Origin of the sequence: Cytobacillus sp., from assembly GCF_032154635.1 — a bacterium.
In the GTDB taxonomy this organism is placed as follows: domain Bacteria; phylum Bacillota; class Bacilli; order Bacillales; family Cytobacillaceae; genus Cytobacillus.
The window spans coordinates 17,827-41,106 of the sequence record NZ_JALDXW010000010.1 but is presented as its reverse complement, the minus strand read 5'-3'; the positions used below and the strand labels follow the sequence as shown (position 1 = coordinate 41,106).

Genomic DNA, 23,280 nt, shown 5'->3' with positions numbered 1-23,280 from the left:
AATCTAGTATTTTACTTATTAAAATATATGGTAAGTATATAATTTATTTTTGTCGATGCCAACATAGCTTTCATTGAATGGCACCAACTGACCAAATAACGGCATTGTCCCCTTCTTATATATTCGAAACCGCTTCCCCACTTTGATCACCTTTCATATAGAAGGGAGCCCACTCCATATAGGAGGAACAACATTCATCATCGATTGGATATCTCCTTTTGTAGAACCAATCCCCTTATTGCGGATGAGATCGGGCGACATAAAGTGTCGATAAGGTAGATGCGACATAGAAAGTATTACATAAAATTACTATTTGACGTTTTCCGCGGCATTCTATATTATGTTGGAGAGAATACCCGAACTTGATCGGGAGAGGTTCATAGCTTATACCCTCTATAAAAAACTATGGATACATGACAATATGCCATGTCCATAATAGGACATGGCTTTTTTGTTTGATCCTGTTTGTTTGCAATAGAATGGTTGAACGTGCCTCTTTTGAAAAGTGTTGGGAAACATTTTTACAGGAGGTTTTTTTATGTCTGGACGGAAGATGGAAGAAGGATTAAAGGATTTAACACTGTTAGGCAATCAGCAAACACAATATCGATCCGATTATGCACCAGAGGTATTAGAAGCGGTTGATAGTCTACATTCTAATCGGGATTATTTCGTGAAATTTAATTGCCCGGAGTTTACAAGCTTATGCCCGATTACAGGTCAGCCAGATTTTGCAACAATGTATATCTCATACATCCCAGATAAGAAAATTGTGGAGAGTAAATCTCTGAAATTATATTTATTCAGTTTTAGAAATCATGGGGATTTCCATGAGGACTGTGTGAATATTATTATGAACGATTTAATTAAATTACTGGATCCACGTTATATTGAGGTTTGGGGGAAATTTACACCGCGCGGGGGCATATCGATTGATCCATGGTGCAATTTTGGGAGACCAGGCACAAAATATGAAGAGATGGCGAATCATCGGCTGATGAACCATGATCTCTATCCGGAAAAAGTAGATAATCGATAAGGCAGGTAGACGAAATGATTTTATATTTAAATGGTATCTATGTCGGACTTTTAATTTTAGCAAATATTGTGGCTGTTAAGCTATTTAGTATTGGTGACTTTGCGATCTTACCCGCTGCTGTGATTATCTATATTTTTACGTATCCAATCATTGATGTGATTGTTGAGGTTTATGGAAAAAAAGAAGGGCAGAAGACCGTGTATGCTGGTTTAATCATGCAAGTTTTAGCGGTTCTATTTATTATAATTGCGGTTCATTTGCCAGCTGCTCCCGTATTTAGAAACCAGGAGTCATTCGAAACCATCTTAAACGGAAGCTTTCGCGTGATTATCGCGTCTTTACTTTCTTATGCAATTAGTCAAAATCTAGATGTTTTTGTTTTTAATCGTTTAAAGAGCAAGCATGGGCAGAAAAAACTATGGCTGCGCAATAATGCTTCTACCATGCTGAGCCAATTGGTCGATACAACCATTTTTATTGCGATTGCTTTCTATGGTACAATGCCTGTTGCTGTACTTGGAGGCTTGATATTGACCCAGTATATTTTTAAATTTTTTGCATCGATTCTTGTTACTCCGCTCGTATATTTATTCGTTCATCTAATTAGGAGACAAGAACCGGCCCCTATTGTTCAAAAGGAAATGTAACATGTTTCGTGTGAAATTATAAGTGCTAAAAAATAGTCCAGCCCCCATTCGGGTGGACTATTTCTTTATTATGATTGATATAGCAGATTTGGTCCTGTTCCACTGGGACAATGAACCTGTCCCCATGTCCCTACCATTCTGTATGAAAGATTCCAGGACGGTCTTTTCGTTCGTATGTGTGTGCGCCGAAGTAGTCGCGCTGTGCTTGCAATAAGCTGGCATTGGATGTGCCTGTGCGGTAGCTGTCATAGTAAGTGAGTGAGGCGCTTAAGCAAGGGAATGAGATTCCGGAGTTAATGCCTTCAGAGACCACTTTTCGCAATCCTGTTTGGTATGCCTTCACTTTTTCAGCAAAATACGGGGCAATTAACATATTAGATAAATTTGGCTGATCCTGATATATTTTGCTTATTACGTTTAAAAAGTCTGCACGTATAATGCAGCCGCCGCGGAAAATAAGCGCAATATCCTTCAAAGGCAAATTCCAGCCATACCGTTCAGAAGTCACCTTATATTGTGTGAACCCTTGCGTGTAGGCACAAACCTTTCCCATATATAATGCTTGTCTGATATACTCAATCCACAAATCTTTATCTAAAGGCTGCTGATCCATATTTGGGCCAGCTAGGATGCTTTCTGCTGTTACTCGTTCCTCTTTTAAAGAGGATAAGTATCTTGCAAATAATGACTCTGTAATTATGGATGAAGGGATTCCGTTATTGATCGCTTGAACACTCGTCCACTTTCCTGTTCCTTTTTGTCCTGCTTTATCTAGAATAGCATGGATGAGAGGCAATCCTGTTAATTCGTCTTTTTTTCTTAAAATATCTGCTGTAATTTGGATTAAATAACTATTTAGTTCTCCTTGATTCCATATGTCGAAGATGTCTGCAATTTCATGGACACTCAAATGGAGTCTGTCTTTTAAAAAAGTATAGGCTTCTGTAATTAACTGCATATCTGCATACTCGATCCCGTTGTGTACCATTTTTACAAAGTGGCCAGCCCCTTTCGGACCCATATAAACACAGCATGGGCTGTTATCCACTTGTGCGGCTATTTTCGTAAGAATGGGTGCAACTTTTTCATATGCTTCTTTATCCCCGCCAGGCATGATAGATGGTCCCTTTAAAGCACCGACTTCACCGCCAGAAATCCCAATTCCTAAATAGTTAATTCCTTTGGACTTCAGCTCAGCGTATCTGCGTTCCGTATCCTCATAATGAGAGTTCCCGCCGTCCATAATGATATCGCCTTTTTCAAGGACAGGCATTAAGGCATGTATCATGGAATCAATCGGTTTGCCTGCTGTAACCATAAGAAAGATTTTTCTTGGTGTTTCTAATGACTGAACAAAGTCTTGGATTTCATAGTATGGATGAATCGCCAGTCCTTCACTTTTTTGAACGAGCTGATCGGTTAAATCCCTCGTATAGTTATAAACGGCTACTTGTTCTCCTTTGCTTGCCATGTTTAAAGCGAGATTACGGCCCATTACGCCTAAACCAATCATACCGATTGTATTAAACATTCTTCCTGCTCCTTTTACCTTAGATTAATAGGCAGCAAAACGGTTCAACCGAAATTTTACTGCCTAGAAAGGATACATGTATGTTGCCATTAGAAAAGGATTATACGAATAAACTAAGTAGTAGAATGAATCCTAATCCAGCTACTGAAATAATCGTCTCAAGTAATGTCCATGTTGCAAATGTTTCCTTCATGCTTAATCCGAAATATTCTTTAAACATCCAAAAACCAGCATCATTTACGTGAGAAGCAATTAAGCTGCCCGCGCCCGTTGCAAGTACAACTAAAGCAAGGTTCGCATCAGATTGTCCTAACATTGGAATAACTAACCCTGCGGTTGTTAAAGCTGCAACGGTTGCAGATCCTAAAGAAATTCGCAAGATGGCTGCAATGATCCAAGCAAGTAAAATAGGTGATAGGGAAGTATCATTGAATAATTCAGCTACATAGTCACCTACACCGCCATCAATTAAAACTTGTTTAAAGGCGCCGCCGCCCCCAATAATTAAGAGCATCATCCCAATTTGTGTGATAGCTGTCGTACATGATTCCATGACTGTTTTGATGGGAATTTTTCTTGCCAGACCCATGGTATATATGGCAACCAATAGAGAAATCAGCATGGCGGTACCAGCTTCGCCAATAAATCGGATTGCAGCTAAGATGCTATTGTCATCAAAGCCCATAGTCTTTTGCAGCATCGTAATTACGGTAGCAATCGACATAAGGATAACCGGAAGGATAGCTGTAAAAACACTAATGCCAAACCCAGGAGTATCCTCTAGCTTGAAGGATTTTTGCTCCCCTAATGAAGCAATATTGCCTGTTTTGGTAAATGATGCAGGGACCATTTTTTTAGCAAGCTTCGTAAAGATAGGTCCAGCGATAATGACCGTTGGGATAGCAATAATAAATCCGTAAAGCAACACTTCACCAATGTTTGCCCCATATTCACCAGCAATAACAGTTGGTCCTGGATGCGGAGGCAAAAATCCATGGGTGACAGATAAAGCAGCAGTCATTGGTATACCAAGATATAGAATCGATACCTTTAGTTCTCTTGAGATGGCGAAAACAATGGGAATTAATAATACTAATCCAACCTCGAAAAATAGTGCAATCCCAATAATAAATGAGGCAAATACGACAGCCCACTGAATATTTCTTTCACCAAATTTGTTGACAAGAGTCATCGCAATTCGCTGAGCCCCGCCAGAATCAGCGATCAATTTTCCTAACATGGCACCGAGACCAAAGATTAACGCTAAATGACCAAGTGTTCCTCCTAAACCGGCTTCAATCGTTTTAACAATTCCATCTAGAGGCATGCCGAGAGATAATGCAACGCCAAAAGATACGATTAGTAATGATATAAAAGTGTTTAGTTTGAGTCCCATTATTAAGATCAGTAAAACAATGATCCCGATGGCTACAATGAATAATGGCATGTTTATCCCTCCTAATTATTTATTTGAGTCGATTAAGCCGCGCTGATAGCTGGCTATTTGTGTATATTCATTGGTTAATGCTCGAGATAGATTGATAAAAATCGGCAATAACTGTCGATATTCTTTAACCGCTTCATCTCTTGGTGTGTGCTTAAAGGTACTGCCAATCATGTCAGAGGCTATTTCAAATGAATCGATTTTGCCTGTTGCGTAGAGCCCCAAAATGCAAGCACCTAAACAAGAGCTTTCATAGCTTTCAGGAACGACTACTTCAGATTCAAAGATATCGGACATCATCTGTCTCCAAACTTCAGATCTAGCAAAGCCTCCAGTTGCTTGAATACGGGTAACAGGACTATTCATGCATTCCATTAAAGCCAAAAAGACGGTATATAAATTGTAAATGACACCCTCTAATGCTGCGCGTATCATATGTTCTTTCTTATGTGAAAGTGTGAGGCCGAAGAATGATCCTCGCACATTGGGATTCCAAAGAGGCGCGCGTTCACCTGCTAGGTAAGGATGAAACAATAGTCCATCAGCACCTGGCCTTACACGCTGAGCAATCTTCGTTAATACCTCATAAGGATCAATGCCAAGTCTTTTTGCTGTTTCAATTTCAGAAGAGGCAAACTCATCTCTTATCCACCGAAGGATCATCCCGCCATTATTGACCGGCCCGCCAATTACCCAATGATTTTCGGTGAGGCAATAGCAAAATATTCTGCCCTTTTCATCTGTTTGCGGTTTATCAATAATTGTGCGAATAGCACCGCTTGTCCCTATTGTTACCGCAATCTCGCCTTTTCTTATTGCATTTACACCAAGATTAGAAAGTACACCATCGCTTGCCCCAATAATAAAAGGGGTTAGCGGATTGATTCCAATCTGTTTTGCTAAATCAGGGTGACAGTTCTTAAAGATAGCGGTTGTCGGTACGAGCTTAGATAATTGGGTGCGTGTTACACCAGCAATGGCTAAAGCTTCCTCATCCCAATCCAATGTTTTAAGATTCATCATCCCCATTGCTGAAGCAAGGGAGTAATCGACAACATATTGGTCAAAGAATTGCTTAAAGATATATTCTTTAATTCCAATATATTTTTTAGCTTTGCTAGCGATTTCAGGACGTTCATTCACAAGCCAGGTAATTTTTGTTAATGGTGACATGGGATGTATAGGTGTGCCTGTACGTTTGTATATTTCATGTCCATTCCGCTCATCTTTTATTTGATGTGCCCATGCTTCACTGCGATTATCTGCCCAAGTAATACAAGGGGTCAGTGGCTGGTCATGTTCATCCATCGCAATCAGACTATGCATCGCACTGCTGAATGATATAAATGATAGCGTTTTTTGCGGATGATCCGTCGTTATATTCGAAATCGCTTTCAGGACAGCCTGGAAAATTTCCTTAGGATCTTGTTCAGCGGTAGAAATATCCGGTGTGTAAAGGGGGTAGCCAATATTCTCCTGTTGGATAACCTCGCCCTCTTCAGTAAATAAAACCGCTTTCGTACTTGTCGTGCCAATGTCTATGCCTAACATATAGCTATTCATTTTCTAGCTCGACTCCTTTAGATAGCATCTGTTGGGACATCCATAAATCCTCTACCTTTCCTTGAACATCATCAAAATTTTGGTGTAAGGATTTAATCATAAGCGTTCGATCTTTTTTCTTTATTGCTTCAATATAAAGCTCATGATTTTCTACAATTCGTGTGAAGTCCTCATATTTTTCTTTAAAACGAACACGCATTGATAAGAGGATTAAGGATTCCATTACTGGTTTTAGATTGTTCCAGATCATTAGAATATATGAATGATTAATTGAACGAATAATTGTTTCATGAAATAAGACATCTTGAAAAGAAAACTCATCAGCATCTTGGAATTTGATAGCTACTTTCATCATTTCGAGGATTTTGCTTAGCTCCTTTACCAACTCATGAATGTCCATATTAACAAGTCGTTCAAACACAAACGTTTCTATAAGTAAACGTACATCGTAAATTTCTTCAATTTCTTTTTCAGCTAAGCCAACAACGACGGCGCCCATTCTTTCTAATCGGATGATATTTTCGGAAGCAAGTATTTTTAATGCTTCACGAACGGGTGAGCGGCTCACAGTAAAATCTGCAGCTAATTTATTTTCAGATAGAATGGTACCGCTTTCAATCAAGCCGGAAATAATTCGCATTCGAAGTTCACATGCTACACGATCCCCAGCTGCAGCTTTGGAAAGCCATTTTTCTGGATAGAGGAATTCTTTATGTTCAGTCAAAAAATCACCTTCTTCAATTAGTGAAGTATACTTGTATACAAGTATATAACCGAGATGCTTAACAGTGCAAGCGCTTTGATTTAAGAGCATCTATGTATATTTTGGGAAATTAATTGTATCTAATGGTTGTTGACGGATTTTGATTATGTAGGGGGGCAGCCTAAAATACTAATGGATGTTTTCGTTTTATATTGGAGAAAATACCTAAACGGAACATCCCCATCTGCCATGTTCATTTGGACATGGCAGATGGGGATGTTCCTGCAATTATCTAATATAAGGGAGAAGTTATTTAAGCTCCTAATTACGATTAATTGAATGGATGTCACATATACATAGGCTTCATTTCTTTAGGATAGGAAAGCATAAATCCATTATGATCATGTTTTCTTCATCTTCATTTTCAGAGTAAATTTCCAAACCATAAGTATCCGCTAAACTGTATTCAGACTCCTCAATCCAATTATACAAGGCGTCATAAATATGCCCGGCTTCACCCTTTGGCCCTTTGTAGGTTGTGATGGCATAAAGGTTTTCTGGAAATTCATAACCGGCCATATTTTCTGGCACTTCGGATAGATTGTCTACTTCAACACCAGCAACCCAGGTAAATTCATCCGTTTCATATTGATAATTTGGCGGGTCGATAAAAATGCCGTAAACGAATGTAGGACTCTTTTTTGCTTTAATTTCGTGAATCCGTTTATCAAATTGGTCATGTAATTTAGTAATAAGTTTATGTTTACGTTCAACTTGAAGCAGCACCGATAAAGTCATGCCAATAATTTTAAGAGATGGTTTTCTTTCCATACGCACGTCCATGAATATTCCCCCTTATTTTTTCTGAACTGCAATAAAGAGATCAAATGATAACCAATACTTGAAAGGCGTCTTTCTTTTATACTTTAGGTTCCGTCATGTGAAAAGAACTCTCCTTTTATTATAGTGATTAATCCTAACTAGCTTTACATGCCTGTGGTATTAATTCTGTAAAGGGGATTCTTTTGTGGAGTCTAAGAGGTGAAATTTAAAAAGCGGTTACCATAAGATTAACTTCTCTATTTATTTGTTTTTCCCTCCCAAAAATGGAAAATATGGATTTAAAATCATTTTGAAAGTAACTATGAGAGACACCTAAGGTCAGAGTCGAAGTTTTATAAAGAATATTTAAGCGAAAATAGAGATGCTATAATAACTAAAATAATGCAATCAGGAGATTTTTATGTCTTTTTCAAAAAAATACTTAAGTAAGCATTTTTATCAATCGGAGGGATTTATAGTAGCTATTACCGCTTTACTGACGGCGGTTCTGAGTGAAGTGAAGGTAGTACCATTCGATGGGGAGGCTTTTCGTTTTGGTCTTGGAAGCATTACTTTTTTTCTGCTTATTCTTATTTGGCAGCCGTCATCGCTTATACGTACAGGAATTGTCACAGGGGTAACTGTTGTTGTCTTTCGCTTAATTGAGGATTATTTCTTTAGGGATATACCTATTTCGGTAAGTTATCATAGCCATTTGCCGGCGCTAATCTTTTATTTTATCTTTGCTCTTGGATTACATACAATTAAAATCGAACAGTACAAAACATTTCCGCTCATTTTGGGAGCCTGGGCTTCCTTGTTTGAATTGATCGGAAACGTTTTAGAAAACGTCATGCGGCACGGGTTGCTGCATCAAACGAATGATTTCAAGGATTGGGTACTATTATTTGGGGTGGCATTGTTCCGCAGCTATTTTGCGGTAGGATTATACAGCTCTATTACAGTTTCAGAACAAAAGAAAAGAATGCAAGAGATGCTTAAGGTAGGATCAGAATTATATGGAGAAGTACTCTACTTACAGAAATCAATGAATCATATGGAGCAGATTACTGCGGAGGGCTTTGATTTATATCGAAAATTAAAAAAGCTTGGGCAGCGTCCATTAAATGTTCAGGCTCTTCGCATTGCACAAGAAATTCATGAAGTGAAAAAGGATTCGCAAAGGATTTTGGCCGGGCTTTTAAAAGTAACTGGAAGAAAACATAGTGATACTCTTTTTCTAGCAGATGTGCTGAACCTTGTCGTAAGGGCAAATGAAAAATATAGTGAGATGTTAAAGAAAAAGGTCACCTTTTATGTGAATTTAACTGCTGATTTTGAAACCAATCAGCTCATTCCGCTTCTTGCTTTATTAAATAATCTGACTGCTAATGCAGTTGAATCGATATCTGAGAACGGGGAAATTCATTTTGATATAAAGGATGAGTCTCCGCATATTTGTTTTGTCATTAAGGATTCTGGCAAAGGAATTGCAGAAGAGGATGTATCGATTATTTTTGAGCCGGGGTATACGACAAAATTTAATGATGAGGGTGTTGCTGCAACTGGGATTGGGCTATCCCATGTTAGCGAAATTGTCCAAAAGCTAGAAGGGCAAATCCATGTGGAGACGTCTAATAAAGGAACGGTTTTTCACATTCGCATTCCAGTTAAAAATATACGAAAGTGAGTTGAATGATCCTGCGTTATTTCATTGTAGATGATGATCCGGCAAGCAGAACGATGCTGAAAAATATAATATTAGATGGGGATTTGGGAGTGGTCATTGGTGAAGCAGAAAGCGGTGCATCTGGATTACAGACCATCCTTACGGTCAATCCGGATGTTGTCTTAATAGACTTATTAATGCCAGAGCTAGATGGAATTGAAACGATTGAGCTTTTAAAGATGAAGGGATTTCGGGGCCAATTTATTATGATTTCCCAAATTGAAAATAAAGAAATGGTTGGGGAGGCATATGAAAAGGGAATCGAGTTTTTTATTCATAAGCCAATCAATCGTGTGGAAGTACAAAGCATCTTAAAAAAAACAGCGGAACAATTCCGATTAAGAGGTTCATTGTTAACAATACAGGAATCATTAGCCAATATCGGGTTGACGAATCAAATGAAAAGGCGGCCAAGCGTAAAGGACATTGTTTTAACGATATTAAATGATATGGGAATCATTGGGGAGGCAGGAAGTGATGATATTATAGCCATCATTGAATGTCTGATGAGTCAGGAACATGAGGTTGCTCAATTGCCCTCTTTGAAAGATTTATATGAGGCGGTTGCGAGAAAACAAGGATATCATGATTCAGATATAAATAAGGAAAGTAAAGCGATGGAGCAGCGAATTCGCAGAACACTTCTTACGGCAACAAATAATTTGGCTTCATTAGGGGCTATTGATTATACGAATCATGAGTTTGAATATTATGCTCCCAGGTACTTTGACTTTCAGGAAATTAGAAAACAAATGATATGTATTCAAGAAGGAAAAGAGGAGCAAGTAAGGATAAAAATTAACAGCAAAAAGTTTCTGCAAGTACTTTATCTTGAAACACTGGAAAAATACAGCCACAGTTAGTTAAATAATGGCTCATTTTAAAATTATTAAAAAATATAATTGTCGGATTTTGTCGGATCGAGTAAGTCACCCGTAAAATTATTTCAATAAGCTATCTCAGCTAGAGAAAGCGTTTTCATTCGTATAAAAGAGGTGACTTCTTGATGAAGAAAAAGTTTAAATTTTCTTTGGCCTATCAAATTCTTACCGGTCTTGTGCTCGGGATTATTATTGGAGCCATTTTCTACGGGAATCCAGCAATAGAAACTTATTTACAGCCTATAGGTACGATTTTCCTTAATATGATAAAGATGATTGTTGTGCCAATCATTATTTCTACTTTAATTCTAGGTGTTGCTGGAACGGGAGATATCAAACAGTTAGGGAAACTTGGCGGGAAAACACTAATATACTTTGAGATCGTTACAACGATTGCGATTATTGTCGGTCTATTGGCAGCGAATATTTTCCAGCCTGGCCACGGGATAGACATGTCTTCACTTTCTAAGGGGAACATAGATCAATATGTTAAAACGACGGAAGAAGTGCAAAGTGAAAGCCATGGAGTTTTGGATATCCTTGTCGACATCGTTCCAAGTAATGTGATTAAATCAATGTCTGAAGGCGATATGCTTCCGATTATTTTCTTTTCCGTGTTATTCGGTTTAGGGATTGCAGCCATTGGAGAAAAAGGAAAACCCGTTCTTGCTTTCTTCGAGGGGATGGCAGAGGCGATGTTCTGGGTGACAAACATGATTATGAAGTTTGCTCCATTTGGCGTTTTTGCCTTAATTGGGGTAACGGTTTCAAAGTTTGGATTAGAATCTTTGCTCCCATTAGGAAAATTAATGATTCTCGTTTATGCAACGATGGCCTTCTTTATTGTTGTCGTGCTCGGCGGGATTGCGAAACTGGTCGGGATTAACATTTTCCATCTAATCAAAGTATTGAAAGATGAATTGCTTTTAGCCTATTCAACTTCTAGTTCGGAGACTGTCTTGCCTAAAGTGATACAAAAGATGGAGAAATTCGGCTGTCCGAAAGATATTGTTTCTTTTGTTGTGCCAACAGGCTATTCCTTTAACCTCGATGGGTCTACACTATATCAAGCGCTAGCGGCATTATTTATTGCGCAAATGTATAATATTGATTTAAGTATTACGCAGCAAATTACATTAGTATTAGTATTGATGGTTACATCAAAAGGAATCGCTGGGGTGCCAGGAGTATCCTTTGTTGTTTTACTGGCAACGCTCGGAACGGTAGGCATTCCTTTAGAAGGTCTTGCATTTATTGCGGGGATTGACAGACTCCTAGATATGGCACGTACAGTCGTAAACGTAATCGGCAACGCACTGGCTACGGTTGTCATGTCCAAATGGGAAGGCCGATTTGACTCAAAGAAAAAAGCGGAATACTACTCATCTATTAATCAAGCCGTGTAGGTGGGACAGGGGGACAGGAACCTTGTCCCTTCTTTTTCAAGGATTATAGGATGCTATTTATTACTATTAACATAGTAAAATGTTGTCATTGACAATAAGAGTAGTTTCCTGCAATAATAAAGTCAATTAAATATTGGTACCTTTAATTCAGTCCAGAGAGGCTGACAAGGACAGCGGAAGTTAACGATCATTCATGGGCGTGCGTATATAGGCATCCTGTGTTTATTGTGAACGAAAGGGGTTTGTTGTCAGATATGGCGATAAACCCCTTTTTGTTTTGTCCGAGCTTATTCGAGGACCAATTTCAACACAAAATTGGAGGAATATGCATGGAAAAGATAGATTTAGAGTTTTCATTACAGCCCGTACCAAAGGAACATCGAACAGGGTTTTGGAAGATCCTCGCTGTCATGCTCGGTTTTACATTTTTCTCTGCAAGCATGTGGTCTGGAGGAACATTAGGGAACGGTCTATCATTTAGCAATTTTATTCTGATTGTATTAGCAGGGAATCTAATTCTAGGAGTCTATACAGGAGCGTTAGCACATATTGCGGCAAAAACAGGATTATCGACACATTTGCTGACTAAATATGCTTTTGGGGAAAAAGGTTCCTATTTATCCTCTCTTTTGCTAGGAGTTACGCAAGTAGGATGGTTTGGTGTAGGTGTGGCGATGTTTGCTGTGCCGGTTCAAAAGGCAACAGGGCTCAATGTGTACTTGTTAATAATTTTATCTGGAATTTTAATGACGGTTACGGCAATATATGGAATAAAGGCGCTTGCTATACTAGGAGTTGTTGCTGTTCCGTCTATAGCCATTTTAGGAAGCTACTCTGTTTTAGAGGCGACTGAAACAGCCGGCGGATTTCAAGGACTATTCGATTATCAGCCGCTTGAAGCAATGGGAATGGCAACAGCGATAACCATTTGCATCGGTTCATTTATTAGTGGGGGAACACTTACTCCCGATTTTGCCCGGTTTGCCAAGACTGCTCGTTCTGGAGTCGTTTCAACGGTTATTGCTTTCTTCCTCGGAAATTCATTAATGTTTTTATTTGGGGCAGTAGGAGCAATTGTCTATAACAAATCAGATATATCAGATGTGATGTTTTTACAAGGATTAATTATACCGGCTATTATTGTGCTCGGTTTAAATATATGGACGACAAATGAAAATGCTTTATATGCTTCGAGTTTAGGATTTGCCAACATTACAAAAATCTCTAAAAAGAAGATCGTTGTATTTAACGGGACAGTTGGAACAATCACAGCGATGTGGCTATACAATCACTTTGTCGGGTTTTTGACTCTACTAGGATCTACACTGCCTTCGATTGGGGCGATCGTATTAGTCGACTATTTCTTGTTAAAGCGTGGAAAGTACAAGCCATTTAATGAAATGAAATTTAAAGCGGTGAATTGGCTTGCAATCGTTGCATGGGTAGGCGGAGTGGCGGCTGCTAACTTTATTCCAGGCATTCCGCCGATTAATGGGCTAGTAGGAACAGCCATTCTTTACGCTGTTTTAATGAAGTGCATTCCACAGCGAGACGAAGTGGTTAATCATTTGGATATTAGAAAAGGCGGGGAAATAAATGATTATTAAACAGGCAAAGCTTAGAGGAAAAGATGGATTGTGGAATATCGTTGTTCAAGATGGAAAGATCAGCCGTGTAACACAAACCTTGGAAGAGGTTTCTGGCCATGAAATCATTGATGTCGGCGGGGCTCTTGTACTCCCTCCTTTTATTGAACCGCATATTCACCTAGATACGACTTTAACTGCCGGTGAACCGGAGTGGAATCAAAGCGGTACCTTGTTTGAGGGGATTCAAAGATGGGCACAAAGAAAAGAGACGCTAACATTTGAAGATGTAAAGACGCGATCGAAAACAGCCCTAAAATGGCAAATTGCTCAAGGAATTCAGCATGTCCGTACACACGTAGATGTAACAGATCCAAAGCTTACAGCTTTAAAAGCCATGCTTGAAGTGAAGGAAGAGATGGCTCCTTATGTAGATATTCAACTAGTTGCTTTTCCGCAGGAGGGAATCCTCTCCTATCCGAATGGGGTCGAACTGTTAGAAGAATCTTTAAAGATGGGGGCAGATGTAGTCGGTGGCATCCCGCATTTTGAATTTACTCGTGAATATGGTGTGGACTCGTTAAAAACCGCATTTGACCTTGCAGAAAAATATGATCGATTAGTGGATATTCACTGTGATGAAATCGATGATGAACAATCCCGTTTTGTTGAAGTAGTAGCAAAAGAGGCCTATGAGCGTGGAATAGGTGCGCGTACAACTGCTAGCCATACAACAGCCATGGGTTCATATAATGATGCATACACTTACAAGCTGTTCCGATTATTAAAGCTTTCGTCTATTAATTTTGTATCGAATCCGCTAGTTAATATTCATCTACAAGGACGATTTGATACGTACCCGAAAAGAAGAGGTTTAACGAGAGTCAAAGAACTTCAAGAGGCAGGATTAAATATTTGTTTCGGTCATGATGATATTTTTGATCCGTGGTATCCGCTTGGAACAGGCAATATGCTTCAAGTCCTGCATATGGGGATCCACGCTTCACAATTAATGGGTTATGATCAAATTGTACATTCGATTGATTTAATTACGAGCAATAGTGCGAAAACACTGCAAATCGAAGCTGTATACGGAATAGAGGAAGGAAAACCAGCGAACTTTATTGTTTTATCTGCTGAAAACGAATATGAAGCCATTCGCAAGCAGGCATCCGTACGATATTCCATCCGAAACGGCAAAATAATCGCAGAAACAAAACCAAGCGAAACAACCATAACACTCAGCCAATCAAAAGAAAGCATCAATTTTAATAGATAATGGGACAGAGGGACAGGTTCATTGTCCCAGCACGGAGCATCACCCTTTTAGCCATTCCTATTGAAAAGCGACTTCCTAATCCATAAATAGATATAACCCCGCAATTTGGTATGGGCTTAATACAGCTGAATACCAGATTGGGGGTTTTTTAGATGTTTTAGACTATAAGAGCAAGATTGAGGATGCATTGGATGCTGCTGCATTGATAAAATAGAAGTAATTGAAAAGAGCCTTCATACTTGTCTGGAAAGGGAAAGGAGATCTATGGTGACGACTATCTGTCTTTCGTTTGATGAAATGTGGGAGAAAATTATGGCTTGTGATCGTAAATATGACGGATTATTTTATACAGCTGTGAAAACAACCAAGATCTATTGCCGCCCTTCTTGCAGATCTAGAAAGCCGAAGAAAATGAATGTAGCATTTTATTTTGATATCAATGAGGTCGAACAGGCTGGTTTTCGAGCATGTAAAAGATGTCAGCCAGAAGTGGAGCATTCACCGCATATTGGTTTGGTTCGAACAACCATTTCCTTTTTGGTAAACCATTATAGACAACAGCTTGCATTACAGGATATTGCCGACCATGCAGGGATAAGCCCTTATTATCTTGAACGGGTTTTTAAACAGGAAATAGATGAAACCCCAAGAACCTATTTAGAAAAAATACGTGTTGATAAGGCAGCATACCTTCTTACAAGCACAGACCGAACAAACCTAGAGATTTGCTATGATGTAGGCTTCCAAAGCCCGTCTAATTTTTACCGGGTCTTTCGGCGGTTAAAAAATTGTTCCCCCAGTGAATATAGAAATCTTGATAAGGGGATGGAATCATGAATTGGACGGATTGCGAAACTTATCTTGAAATTTACCCGCCGCATGAGTTCGGCTTTGAAGAATGTTTAGTGTTTTTAACCAGGTCTGACCAAGAGATATTGCATCAACTGATTGACGGTTTCTTATATAAGCTCATTGAAGTTGAGAAAGAGTTTATTTTATTAAAAATAGCGCATACTCCACATGCAATAAAAGTTGAATTCCCAATTAATTTGCCTGCGGCGAGTGTCCGTAAAGCAGCGGCAGCATATGTATGGGAATGGTTTGATATGGGACAGGATTTGTCATCCTTTTATAAAACAGCTTGTCAAAGTGAACTTTTGCAGCGGCTTGTTCATAAATATGAGGGGCTGCGGATGGTATGTATGCCGGATTTATTTGAAGCCCTTGTTTGGGCGATCATCGGGCAGCAGATTAATTTAACTTTTGCGTATACGTTAAAAAAGCGATTTGTGGAACAATTCGGAGAGTGTATTTCCTTTAAAGGAAAGCAATTTTGGTTATTTCCGTCGTTTGAAAAAATTGCCGAACTAGATATATCGAAATTGCAGCAGCTTCAATTTACTGTTAGGAAGGCAGAATATATCATTGGCGTTGCCAAGGCAATGTCGAAGGGGGAAATAAAAAAGGAACTCATGCTTCAGAAAAATAATTATCAGCAAGCAAAACAAGCATTAATGGCGATTAGAGGTGTAGGCGCATGGACAGCGGATTATGTGCTGATGAAATGCCTACATTACACATGTGCCTTTCCAATTGCAGATGTCGGTCTGCACAATGCACTAAAGAAGCAAATGGGGCTTGAAAAAAAGCCGACAATAGAAGAAATTAATCATATAGCAGCAAACTGGGAAGGCTGGCAAGCATACGCAACATTTTATCTATGGAGGTCCTTATATGAATAATCAGCAAGCGGGACAGAGGGACAGGTTCCTTGTCCCAGGAAGATCCGCTGGGACAAGGAACCTGTCCCAGCGTCCCACATATAAATTAGATTATGTATCACCTGTTGGCGTCCTTGAAATAATAGGTACGGATGAGGCGATCTGTTCCATTTTATTTTCTGATGTGGATACACCCGTAAATGTTAAGAAAGATGATACACCAAACGTATTGCTGGATTGTTATGAGCAGCTAGATGAATATTTTAAAGGAAAGCGCCATGAATTTACTTTTCCTTATATATTTGTGGGAACAGCCTTCCAAAAAGATGTGTGGAATGCATTAACGACCATATCTTATGGGGAAACAGGTTCTTATAAAGATATAGCGGTTGCTATTGGAAATGAAAAAGCAATTAGAGCTGTAGGAAGTGCGAATGGAAAAAACAAATTAAGCATTGTCATTCCTTGCCATCGCATTATCGGCTCAAATGGGAAATTAACCGGCTATGCAGGAGGGTTATGGAGAAAAGAATGGCTGCTCAAGCATGAAAAGTCATTTAAGAAATAGTCAATCGGCGGGACAGAGGGACAGGTCCCGCGTCCTTAATTAAATGGAAGAAGGGACAGTGAACCTGTCCCCCTGTCCCATTTATGGTAAAATAGTAAGATTGAAAATTTTATTGAGGGTTAATGTGAATGGAGGGCGGGAGCATCATTGGATATTAAACATATGCAGTATTTTATGGAGGTTACGCGTACGGGCAGCTTTACGAAAGCAGCAGAAAACCTGTACATTACTCAGCCCGCCTTGAGTAGAATCATCAAATCATTAGAGGCCGATGTTGGTGCCACGCTTTTCATTCGCTCCCGGAAAAGCCTGATTCTAACGGATGCCGGAAATGTACTATATAAGCATGCGCAAGTAATCGAAAAGCAGCTGCAGCTACTGGAAACGGAGCTTGCCAGTATGATTACTATGAGAAAAGGCCATATCCGCATAGGACTGCCGACGATTGTCAACTCTTTCTTTTTTTCTAAGCTAATAGCAAGCTTTCATCAAGAATATCCTGAGGTTACATTCCAGTTAGAAGAGGACGGATCCAAGCGGATTGAAGAAAAGATTATGAATGGCAAACTGGATTTTGGTGTGGTTGTTTTGTCTGACAAAAACGATCAGCTAGATGAATATACATTTGTTAATGAGAAGCTGACACTTGTCGTCCCCTCATCCCATCATTTAATTGAGAAGCAGGAAGTAGCCTTGCAAGAGTTAAAGGACGAAGCGTTTATTATGTTTAATCAAGATTTTGAGCTGAGAAATCTAATTCTAAAGGCGTGCAAAGAGGCTAATTTCCAGCCAAGAATTATTTCAGAAACCTCACAACTGGATTTTATTGAAGAATTGGTTGCCTCTAACTTGGGCATTACGCTTCTGCCAGAAAGTACGAGCAAGGAACTGACAGCAGACGTTCAAACCATCGCGGTAACGAATCCTGTGATTGAATGGAACCTTGCTATTATTTGGAAAAGGGATGAATATTTATCCCAAATGAATAAGGAATTTATTAGTTTTGCCAGAGATAAGCTATCACACATCAAGAACAACATTTGATAGTAGAATAGTCATCAGATAATGGTCTTCTCCCATTTAGGAGAAGGCTATTTTTGTTTGGTGAATTGCGTGCGCTTACATAACATTTTCTTATAAAAGGTATGTCTGATTGGCATTGTACTTCGATCGAACAGGGGTACTATAATGGTCTCTGTGATAAAAATGATTGCACAAAGGCTCATTCTTCAAAAATGCAAGATAGACAAGGAGATGGATGTATGGAGCCAAAAAAAATTAAAGACACTCGTGTTGTTCAAACAGATCAGGTACTTATTAATGATTTAAATAATTATCATACATTATTCGGCGGCGTTCTTATGAAAAAGATGGATGCATGTGCGACTCTTTCTGCCAGAAGACACTCAAGAATAAAGGAATGTGTAACGGCATCAACAGACTCCGTGAACTTTATTGAACCAATTCGGCAGAGTGATTCCGTTTGTATTGAGTCATTTGTTACGCATACGGGAAAAAGCTCGATGGAGATCTTCTGCAAGGTGATTGCTGAGGATTTAGATACAGGTATTCGCAGGTTGGCTGCCACTGCCTTCCTTACCTTTGTTGCCTTGGATGAAAACAAAAGGCCAGTGGAAGTAGCGAAAGTCGTTCCGGAATCTGAGGAAGAAAAATATCTTTTTGAAACTGGAAAAGAACGGGCAAAAATAAGCAAATTGAAAAGACAGCAAAATAATGAGCTTATCTCTAAACTTTCATTACAAAAGCCTTGGGATTAAGAGTAAAAGGAGAGATTTATATGCTGATCGCATCAAGCATTAATGAACTGCAACGTGCAAAAGGGGCGATCGAAACATTAAAATCGACAGAGCCGGCACTATTTCAAAAGTTTATGAATTCCATTCGTTTAACACATCAATTACAGTTTGGATTTCAATATATGGGCTGCCTCATTACAGAAGAGGACCCAAGCAGTTTCCGTCCGGCGTCTCAGGATGAGTATGTACTATCTGTCTATCAGAGAGAAATAAAAGAACTAAAGGCAGATAGTAAATTTCACGATTTGAAGCAGCTGCTAGCAAATTATAAACAAATTAGCTATGCAAATATTTGTAAACTTGCAATGGGAATCGATCCGAAATCGTTGGTTGGTCCAACGTTCATTCGGTAAGAGATTGTATATATAAAGAAGAACTGCCTCCCTTTTAAAAGAGAGGCAGTTTTTTTATAGATATCCCTATATATAATTTAATACGATTCCACTCCTATTAACATATAAGTGTGTTTAATCAGGTGTAAAATCAATAAGTTTATCTTATTGATTTTTATAAAAACTATTAAATTTATTTATGTCACTTATGAGAATATACTTTAGCTAAGGGGGTGTGAATTTGGAATATCTGCTTATTTTCTTTATCGGTATATGTGCAACAACTGTTGGTACGCTTGCTGGCGGTGGGGGTCTAATCAGTCTACCGGCCATGCTGTTAATGGGAATGCCCGTCCATTCTGCAATCGGTGCAAACAAAGTGTCGAATACGGTCAGTTCCTTTTCGAGCTTTTTCCATCTATACAAAAAGGGGGATATTTCACTTAAAGAGTCATTATGGATTATCCCGGTAAGTGTTGGCGGCGGTATAAGCGGTGGGTTTATTGCATCAAGAATTTCAGAAGGAAATATGTATATCGTAGCTATACTCTTACTTGTATTTGCTTTTATCACTTCATTTATCGGAAAAAGGGATTTCTCGGGAGATGCCCAATTGAAAATGAATAAATTAAGTATTCCGGGTCTTTACGGAATTGGTATTTACGATGGTCTCTTCGGTCCTGGTCAAGGAACGTTAATGCTTTATTTATTTGGGTATCTACAAATCTCTTATATTCGAGCGGTTGGTTTTGTCCGTCTTGCAACTTTTTCAAGCTGTTTTGGTGCAGCTATTACTTATATTGCAACAGGTAAAATCATTTGGCCATTAACATTAGCGCTTCTTTTTGGGTCTGTAGCAGGTGCGCAAATTGGGGTACGTATAGCTAAAAAGCTAAGACCGCAATATGTTAAACCTATTTTGCGTTTGGTTACCATAGCTCTTATCATACAGATATTTGTAAATAATGTTCTTTAGGGACAGATAGAAAGAGCATCTACCTATTTAATAATAGAAGATGCTCTTTCTATTTAATGAATGTTAATCAGTAAAATCATTTATTGAACGGAAGAATTCTATCCTGAAATATCCATTATAACTATTAGAATCAGCTATATGGCCGATAATCTACTTCGACCTTGTCTTTTTCCTGGAAGGGGGAAAGCATAAATGCTGCTTTGAAGTCAGATGTGCCTTTGTTTATGAGATAGTGAACTTTCTTTGGCTCTACATGGATTAGATCGCCTTTTTTACAATGGAATATCTCATTTTCGATATGAATTTCGAGTTCTCCTTCGAGAATGAAGAAGTTTTCTTCCATAATGTTGTGATAATGAGCTGGAAAATCCTGACCGGGTTTCAAGACGACTATACCGAAGTTCATGCGTGGGCCGCGTAATAAATATTTGGGACCGTTGTCTCCAAATCGATATTCTTTTTCTTTTTCATTCACAATTGTCATGAGCTTCACTCCGTCTCTATTATTTTAATCCAGGGGCAATCCACATATTGTCTGTAAGCTTCTTGTCTGCTAATTCAAGTTGCTTTTTGTAGACCTCCTTCCATTTCAAAAAAAGCTCTTCATATACTTCATTATTTTCGGGATCTGGATGATAGGTTTTTTCGAATGTAATTACTTTTGAGATAGCATCATCGAAACTTTGGTAAACCTTGGCACCTACACCCGCGCAGATTGCGGCTCCTAAAGCGGTCGATTCTCTTATGACTGGGATTTTTAATGGAATGTTTAGGACATCGCAAACGATTTGGCACCAGAGATCGCTTTTAGAAGCGCCGCCAGCAAATACAATGGATTCAGGAGATGTACTAGTAATGCTGTTAACCAAATCGATATTTCCTTTTGTGACAAAGGCTGCATTCTCCATAATTGCTCTGTAGAAGCTTGCTTTGTTAAATTTATCGGGGTCTAGTTTGAAGTTGATAAAGCTTGGAGCTGCATGTTTCCAAGATTTATAATTCATGATGTCGGAAAAAGTACATAGCATACCATAGCTGCCGACTGGAATGTTACGCGCGCGTTTTTCCATTTGGGAATAAATGCTTTCACCTGTTTGAGTCTGGATGTATTGTTCAAGGTCACAAAAACTATCCCGAAACCACCTCATAACTAAGCCGGGGAAGAAAGAGATCGCTTCATATTGCCAAGTATTCGGAACTGCGTGGCAGTTAATTCGAACTCTGCATTCTTCATCAATTTGTACATGATTGGTTGTATATTCATATTGCCAGAAGCTGCCGCCAAATACGGCAGCATCTCCTTCATTTATCACTCCTGCGCCGATACAGCCCAGTTGAGCATCTCCACCACCAGCTACAACTAATGTACTTGTACTCAGTCCTGTAAGCGCTGACATTTTTTCGGTCACGTTGCCAATTACTGTTCCGCTTTCATGGACTACTGGGAAAATATCATTTCTAAGATTTACTTGGCTTGCGATGTCAGGGTCCCACACTCTTTTCTTCAGATCGAAAAGACCAGTGGTACATCCGTTTGAAGGCTCTACTGAAATTACACCGGATAAGCGGTATGTAATCCAGTCGTTCAGCATGGAGACATACTTAATTTTATGATAGGTCTCAGGGAGGTTGTTTTTTATCCAGAGGATTCTAGGAATCGCTCCTAAAGAAAAGGTTTGACCTGAAATTTTATAAAGATTCGTTTCTAGTGTATCACTCATGTTATATAAATGATTAACTTCATTGTTGGAACGTGAATCTACGTTCGCACATGCCCATAATTCGTTTCCGTTTTCATCGTATAATACGATTGCTTCTCTCATGCTTGTGGTAGATAAGGCGATTATCTCTTTTGGATCTATGTTGCATGTTGCAATTATTTCTTTGATCAGATTTATAATGATGTTAATGTTTTGAATAATATCGAAATCCATAGAACCAGGATATCTTGGATCCTCTTTATGTGTCCATTCAGATTGCGCTACACCTAATTCCTGCCCCAAAGTATTAAATAAGATTACTCTTACACTGCCGGTTCCGGCATCAATAGCCATTAGGTATTTATCCATCATTATCTACCTTTCGTATGTTTTTTTGAAAAAAGCATCGGAGAAAAAATAACACAATAGCGAACATGCGAAACGATTAGTATGCAGAACTAGGGGCGTGAGTCATGCACATGTCCGGTAGGTTAATCAATCCCCGCAAAAAACGAAAAGCTTCTTAAATCAAACTCTGAGCGACTATTTCATCTGTAATCAATACATCAATGTATCCCCCTTTTAGCGCACCGATGATGGCATCCTTTTTGGCTAAACCACCCGCAACGGCAACAACATTATGAAGTGATTTCAGTACATCTATATCCGTACTAATTAGCATATTATGAAAATCCAAATCCAAAATATTCCCATTAATATCATAAAACTGGCTTAATAGGTCACCAACAGCCCCCTTTGACTTTAAAATTTCAAAATCATTGGTATCCATGTAACCTTCTTTAATTAAAGTTGCGCGATCATTTAAGGCACCAATTCCGATAACAGTAATATTGGAATACGGAATCATATCCAATATTTTTTTTACTTGCTTTTCCTCTAGCAGGTGACTAGCAATTTCTTTAGAGGACACAAGTAATGGGGAAGGTACAATATAGTGATTGTAATTTGGATTTGTGTAATAGTCTGATCTTGTATCAATTGCTGTTGGCATATAGAACTTCACACCGCCAGATAAGGATACGAAGGTGACATTATATTTAGTAGAAATCCGTAAGTGTCCCAATGTCTTTGAAACGGCCTCTCCGTAACCAATGCTAATCATTGTGTCGCTTGTAATGCGATCTTCAATGTATTGAGCAGCAGCGATGGGGAGACTGTCTGTATTTGTATCATGGGAGGTTGGGACAATATAAATGTCCTTTAAGCTGTATTTTTCTTTAATTTTATTTTGAAGCTCAATATTATCGAGCTTTTCTAAGTTGATTTTAAATTGAATGACATTATTGGTTTTTGCCTTTTCAAGGTACTTTATAACCTTCATTCTTGAAAGATTTAAAGATTCAGAGATTTCATTTTGCGTTTTCCCTTCAATATAATACTGCCACGCAATTTTTACGATTAAATCATTTTCATACATCATCATAATCACTCTTTGTATTAAATTTGCTTTACAAAATATTTATAGTAAAACATTTGTTGGTTATTGGGATTACTATACCAACGAATGATTTGTTC

General features: G+C 38.7%; 22 protein-coding genes and 1 riboswitch. Of the genes, 14 read left to right on the top strand and 8 right to left on the bottom strand.

Features of this window, described 5'->3' with window-relative positions:
• Nucleotides 1-366: 366 nt before the first annotated feature.
• A riboswitch (PreQ1 riboswitch) is annotated at nucleotides 367-413 on the top strand.
• A gap of 125 nt (nucleotides 414-538) precedes the next feature.
• Both queF and RUH74_RS09145 read left to right on the top strand, forming a co-directional pair.
• Nucleotides 539-1,039: a preQ(1) synthase gene (gene queF / locus RUH74_RS09150; protein ID WP_313799992.1), complete on the top strand. Its 501-nt coding sequence runs from the start codon at nucleotides 539-541 to the stop codon at nucleotides 1,037-1,039.
• 14 nt (nucleotides 1,040-1,053) lie between these two features.
• Entirely contained in the window at nucleotides 1,054-1,686 is a 633-nt protein-coding gene (locus RUH74_RS09145) for a queuosine precursor transporter (protein ID WP_313799991.1), read from the top strand.
• A gap of 130 nt (nucleotides 1,687-1,816) precedes the next feature.
• Here RUH74_RS09145 and gnd read toward each other — a convergent pair whose 3' ends face one another.
• The 5 genes from gnd to RUH74_RS09120 all read right to left on the bottom strand — a co-directional run bounded on the left by gnd (nucleotide 1,817) and on the right by RUH74_RS09120 (nucleotide 7,770).
• Nucleotides 1,817-3,217, bottom strand: coding sequence for a decarboxylating NADP(+)-dependent phosphogluconate dehydrogenase (gene gnd / locus RUH74_RS09140; RefSeq protein WP_313799990.1), 1,401 nt, complete (start codon nucleotides 3,215-3,217; stop codon nucleotides 1,817-1,819).
• A 100-nt stretch (nucleotides 3,218-3,317) separates the two neighbouring features.
• The gene (locus RUH74_RS09135) at nucleotides 3,318-4,664 is read right to left on the bottom strand and encodes a GntP family permease (RefSeq protein WP_313799989.1); all 1,347 of its coding nucleotides are present in this window, start codon (nucleotides 4,662-4,664) and stop codon (nucleotides 3,318-3,320) included.
• A 15-nt stretch (nucleotides 4,665-4,679) separates the two neighbouring features.
• Nucleotides 4,680-6,224 carry a gluconokinase gene (gene gntK, locus RUH74_RS09130; protein WP_313799988.1) on the bottom strand — a complete coding sequence of 515 codons (1,545 nt, stop codon included), beginning with the start codon at nucleotides 6,222-6,224 and terminating at the stop codon, nucleotides 4,680-4,682.
• Complete coding sequence (locus tag RUH74_RS09125; RefSeq protein ID WP_313799987.1) at nucleotides 6,217-6,948, bottom strand: GntR family transcriptional regulator; 732 nt, start codon at nucleotides 6,946-6,948, stop codon at nucleotides 6,217-6,219. Before RUH74_RS09125 ends, gntK begins: the two co-directional genes overlap by 8 nt.
• A 342-nt stretch (nucleotides 6,949-7,290) precedes the next feature.
• The gene (locus tag RUH74_RS09120; protein ID WP_313799986.1) at nucleotides 7,291-7,770 is read right to left on the bottom strand and encodes a GyrI-like domain-containing protein; all 480 of its coding nucleotides are present in this window, start codon (nucleotides 7,768-7,770) and stop codon (nucleotides 7,291-7,293) included.
• A 400-nt stretch (nucleotides 7,771-8,170) separates the two neighbouring features.
• Between RUH74_RS09120 and RUH74_RS09115 the strand changes: the two genes are divergently transcribed.
• The 12 genes from RUH74_RS09115 to RUH74_RS09060 all read left to right on the top strand — a co-directional run bounded on the left by RUH74_RS09115 (nucleotide 8,171) and on the right by RUH74_RS09060 (nucleotide 20,044).
• Nucleotides 8,171-9,439, top strand: coding sequence for an ATP-binding protein (locus RUH74_RS09115; RefSeq protein ID WP_313799985.1), 1,269 nt, complete (start codon nucleotides 8,171-8,173; stop codon nucleotides 9,437-9,439).
• A gap of 11 nt (nucleotides 9,440-9,450) precedes the next feature.
• Nucleotides 9,451-10,341 (top strand): response regulator, encoded by an 891-nt coding sequence (locus tag RUH74_RS09110; protein WP_313800084.1) that lies wholly within the window; start codon nucleotides 9,451-9,453, stop codon nucleotides 10,339-10,341.
• A 143-nt stretch (nucleotides 10,342-10,484) separates the two neighbouring features.
• A complete protein-coding gene (gene gltP / locus RUH74_RS09105) occupies nucleotides 10,485-11,765 on the top strand; it encodes a glutamate/aspartate:proton symporter GltP (protein ID WP_313799984.1) in 1,281 nt (426 codons plus the stop codon).
• 329 nt (nucleotides 11,766-12,094) lie between these two features.
• Nucleotides 12,095-13,372, top strand: coding sequence for a cytosine permease (gene codB / locus RUH74_RS09100; protein ID WP_313799983.1), 1,278 nt, complete (start codon nucleotides 12,095-12,097; stop codon nucleotides 13,370-13,372).
• The gene (locus RUH74_RS09095; RefSeq protein WP_313799982.1) at nucleotides 13,362-14,630 is read left to right on the top strand and encodes a cytosine deaminase; all 1,269 of its coding nucleotides are present in this window, start codon (nucleotides 13,362-13,364) and stop codon (nucleotides 14,628-14,630) included. Before codB ends, RUH74_RS09095 begins: the two co-directional genes overlap by 11 nt.
• A 264-nt stretch (nucleotides 14,631-14,894) precedes the next feature.
• Entirely contained in the window at nucleotides 14,895-15,467 is a 573-nt protein-coding gene (locus RUH74_RS09090) for a bifunctional transcriptional activator/DNA repair enzyme AdaA (RefSeq protein WP_313799981.1), read from the top strand.
• Nucleotides 15,464-16,372 (top strand): DNA-3-methyladenine glycosylase family protein, encoded by a 909-nt coding sequence (locus RUH74_RS09085; protein WP_313799980.1) that lies wholly within the window; start codon nucleotides 15,464-15,466, stop codon nucleotides 16,370-16,372. Before RUH74_RS09090 ends, RUH74_RS09085 begins: the two co-directional genes overlap by 4 nt.
• Nucleotides 16,365-16,919 carry a methylated-DNA--[protein]-cysteine S-methyltransferase gene (locus RUH74_RS09080; protein ID WP_313799979.1) on the top strand — a complete coding sequence of 185 codons (555 nt, stop codon included), beginning with the start codon at nucleotides 16,365-16,367 and terminating at the stop codon, nucleotides 16,917-16,919. Before RUH74_RS09085 ends, RUH74_RS09080 begins: the two co-directional genes overlap by 8 nt.
• Nucleotides 16,920-17,066: 147 nt before the next feature.
• Nucleotides 17,067-17,963 (top strand): LysR family transcriptional regulator, encoded by an 897-nt coding sequence (locus RUH74_RS09075; protein WP_313799978.1) that lies wholly within the window; start codon nucleotides 17,067-17,069, stop codon nucleotides 17,961-17,963.
• 218 nt (nucleotides 17,964-18,181) lie between these two features.
• Complete coding sequence (locus RUH74_RS09070; RefSeq protein WP_313799977.1) at nucleotides 18,182-18,697, top strand: acyl-CoA thioesterase; 516 nt, start codon at nucleotides 18,182-18,184, stop codon at nucleotides 18,695-18,697.
• 20 nt (nucleotides 18,698-18,717) lie between these two features.
• The gene (locus RUH74_RS09065) at nucleotides 18,718-19,089 is read left to right on the top strand and encodes a hypothetical protein (protein ID WP_313799976.1); all 372 of its coding nucleotides are present in this window, start codon (nucleotides 18,718-18,720) and stop codon (nucleotides 19,087-19,089) included.
• A 220-nt stretch (nucleotides 19,090-19,309) separates the two neighbouring features.
• The gene (locus RUH74_RS09060; protein WP_313799975.1) at nucleotides 19,310-20,044 is read left to right on the top strand and encodes a sulfite exporter TauE/SafE family protein; all 735 of its coding nucleotides are present in this window, start codon (nucleotides 19,310-19,312) and stop codon (nucleotides 20,042-20,044) included.
• 130 nt (nucleotides 20,045-20,174) lie between these two features.
• On the opposite strand, the gene RUH74_RS09055 is transcribed toward RUH74_RS09060, so the two are convergent.
• The 3 genes from RUH74_RS09055 to RUH74_RS09045 all read right to left on the bottom strand — a co-directional run bounded on the left by RUH74_RS09055 (nucleotide 20,175) and on the right by RUH74_RS09045 (nucleotide 23,188).
• Nucleotides 20,175-20,528, bottom strand: a complete 354-nt coding sequence (locus RUH74_RS09055; protein ID WP_313799974.1) for a cupin domain-containing protein — start codon at nucleotides 20,526-20,528, stop codon at nucleotides 20,175-20,177.
• 19 nt (nucleotides 20,529-20,547) lie between these two features.
• The gene (lsrK, locus tag RUH74_RS09050; protein ID WP_313799973.1) at nucleotides 20,548-22,116 is read right to left on the bottom strand and encodes an autoinducer-2 kinase; all 1,569 of its coding nucleotides are present in this window, start codon (nucleotides 22,114-22,116) and stop codon (nucleotides 20,548-20,550) included.
• 151 nt (nucleotides 22,117-22,267) lie between these two features.
• Nucleotides 22,268-23,188 carry a sugar-binding transcriptional regulator gene (locus RUH74_RS09045; RefSeq protein ID WP_313799972.1) on the bottom strand — a complete coding sequence of 307 codons (921 nt, stop codon included), beginning with the start codon at nucleotides 23,186-23,188 and terminating at the stop codon, nucleotides 22,268-22,270.
• Nucleotides 23,189-23,280 lie beyond the last annotated feature (92 nt).

Coding starts and splice junctions, on each gene's coding strand:
- RUH74_RS09065 (WP_313799976.1), top strand. CDS start 18,718: ATGCTGATCGCATCAAGCATTAATGAACTGCAACGTGCAAAAGGGGCG.
- RUH74_RS09070 (WP_313799977.1), top strand. CDS start 18,182: ATGGAGCCAAAAAAAATTAAAGACACTCGTGTTGTTCAAACAGATCAG.
- RUH74_RS09120 (WP_313799986.1), bottom strand. CDS start 7,770: ATGGACGTGCGTATGGAAAGAAAACCATCTCTTAAAATTATTGGCATG.
- gltP (WP_313799984.1), top strand. CDS start 10,485: ATGAAGAAAAAGTTTAAATTTTCTTTGGCCTATCAAATTCTTACCGGT.
- gnd (WP_313799990.1), bottom strand. CDS start 3,217: ATGTTTAATACAATCGGTATGATTGGTTTAGGCGTAATGGGCCGTAAT.
- lsrK (WP_313799973.1), bottom strand. CDS start 22,116: ATGATGGATAAATACCTAATGGCTATTGATGCCGGAACCGGCAGTGTA.
- RUH74_RS09055 (WP_313799974.1), bottom strand. CDS start 20,528: ATGACAATTGTGAATGAAAAAGAAAAAGAATATCGATTTGGAGACAAC.
- queF (WP_313799992.1), top strand. CDS start 539: ATGTCTGGACGGAAGATGGAAGAAGGATTAAAGGATTTAACACTGTTA.
- RUH74_RS09090 (WP_313799981.1), top strand. CDS start 14,895: ATGGTGACGACTATCTGTCTTTCGTTTGATGAAATGTGGGAGAAAATT.
- RUH74_RS09135 (WP_313799989.1), bottom strand. CDS start 4,664: ATGCCATTATTCATTGTAGCCATCGGGATCATTGTTTTACTGATCTTA.
- RUH74_RS09095 (WP_313799982.1), top strand. CDS start 13,362: ATGATTATTAAACAGGCAAAGCTTAGAGGAAAAGATGGATTGTGGAAT.
- RUH74_RS09115 (WP_313799985.1), top strand. CDS start 8,171: ATGTCTTTTTCAAAAAAATACTTAAGTAAGCATTTTTATCAATCGGAG.
- RUH74_RS09080 (WP_313799979.1), top strand. CDS start 16,365: ATGAATAATCAGCAAGCGGGACAGAGGGACAGGTTCCTTGTCCCAGGA.
- RUH74_RS09045 (WP_313799972.1), bottom strand. CDS start 23,188: ATGATGATGTATGAAAATGATTTAATCGTAAAAATTGCGTGGCAGTAT.
- codB (WP_313799983.1), top strand. CDS start 12,095: ATGGAAAAGATAGATTTAGAGTTTTCATTACAGCCCGTACCAAAGGAA.
- gntK (WP_313799988.1), bottom strand. CDS start 6,224: ATGAATAGCTATATGTTAGGCATAGACATTGGCACGACAAGTACGAAA.
- RUH74_RS09145 (WP_313799991.1), top strand. CDS start 1,054: ATGATTTTATATTTAAATGGTATCTATGTCGGACTTTTAATTTTAGCA.
- RUH74_RS09085 (WP_313799980.1), top strand. CDS start 15,464: ATGAATTGGACGGATTGCGAAACTTATCTTGAAATTTACCCGCCGCAT.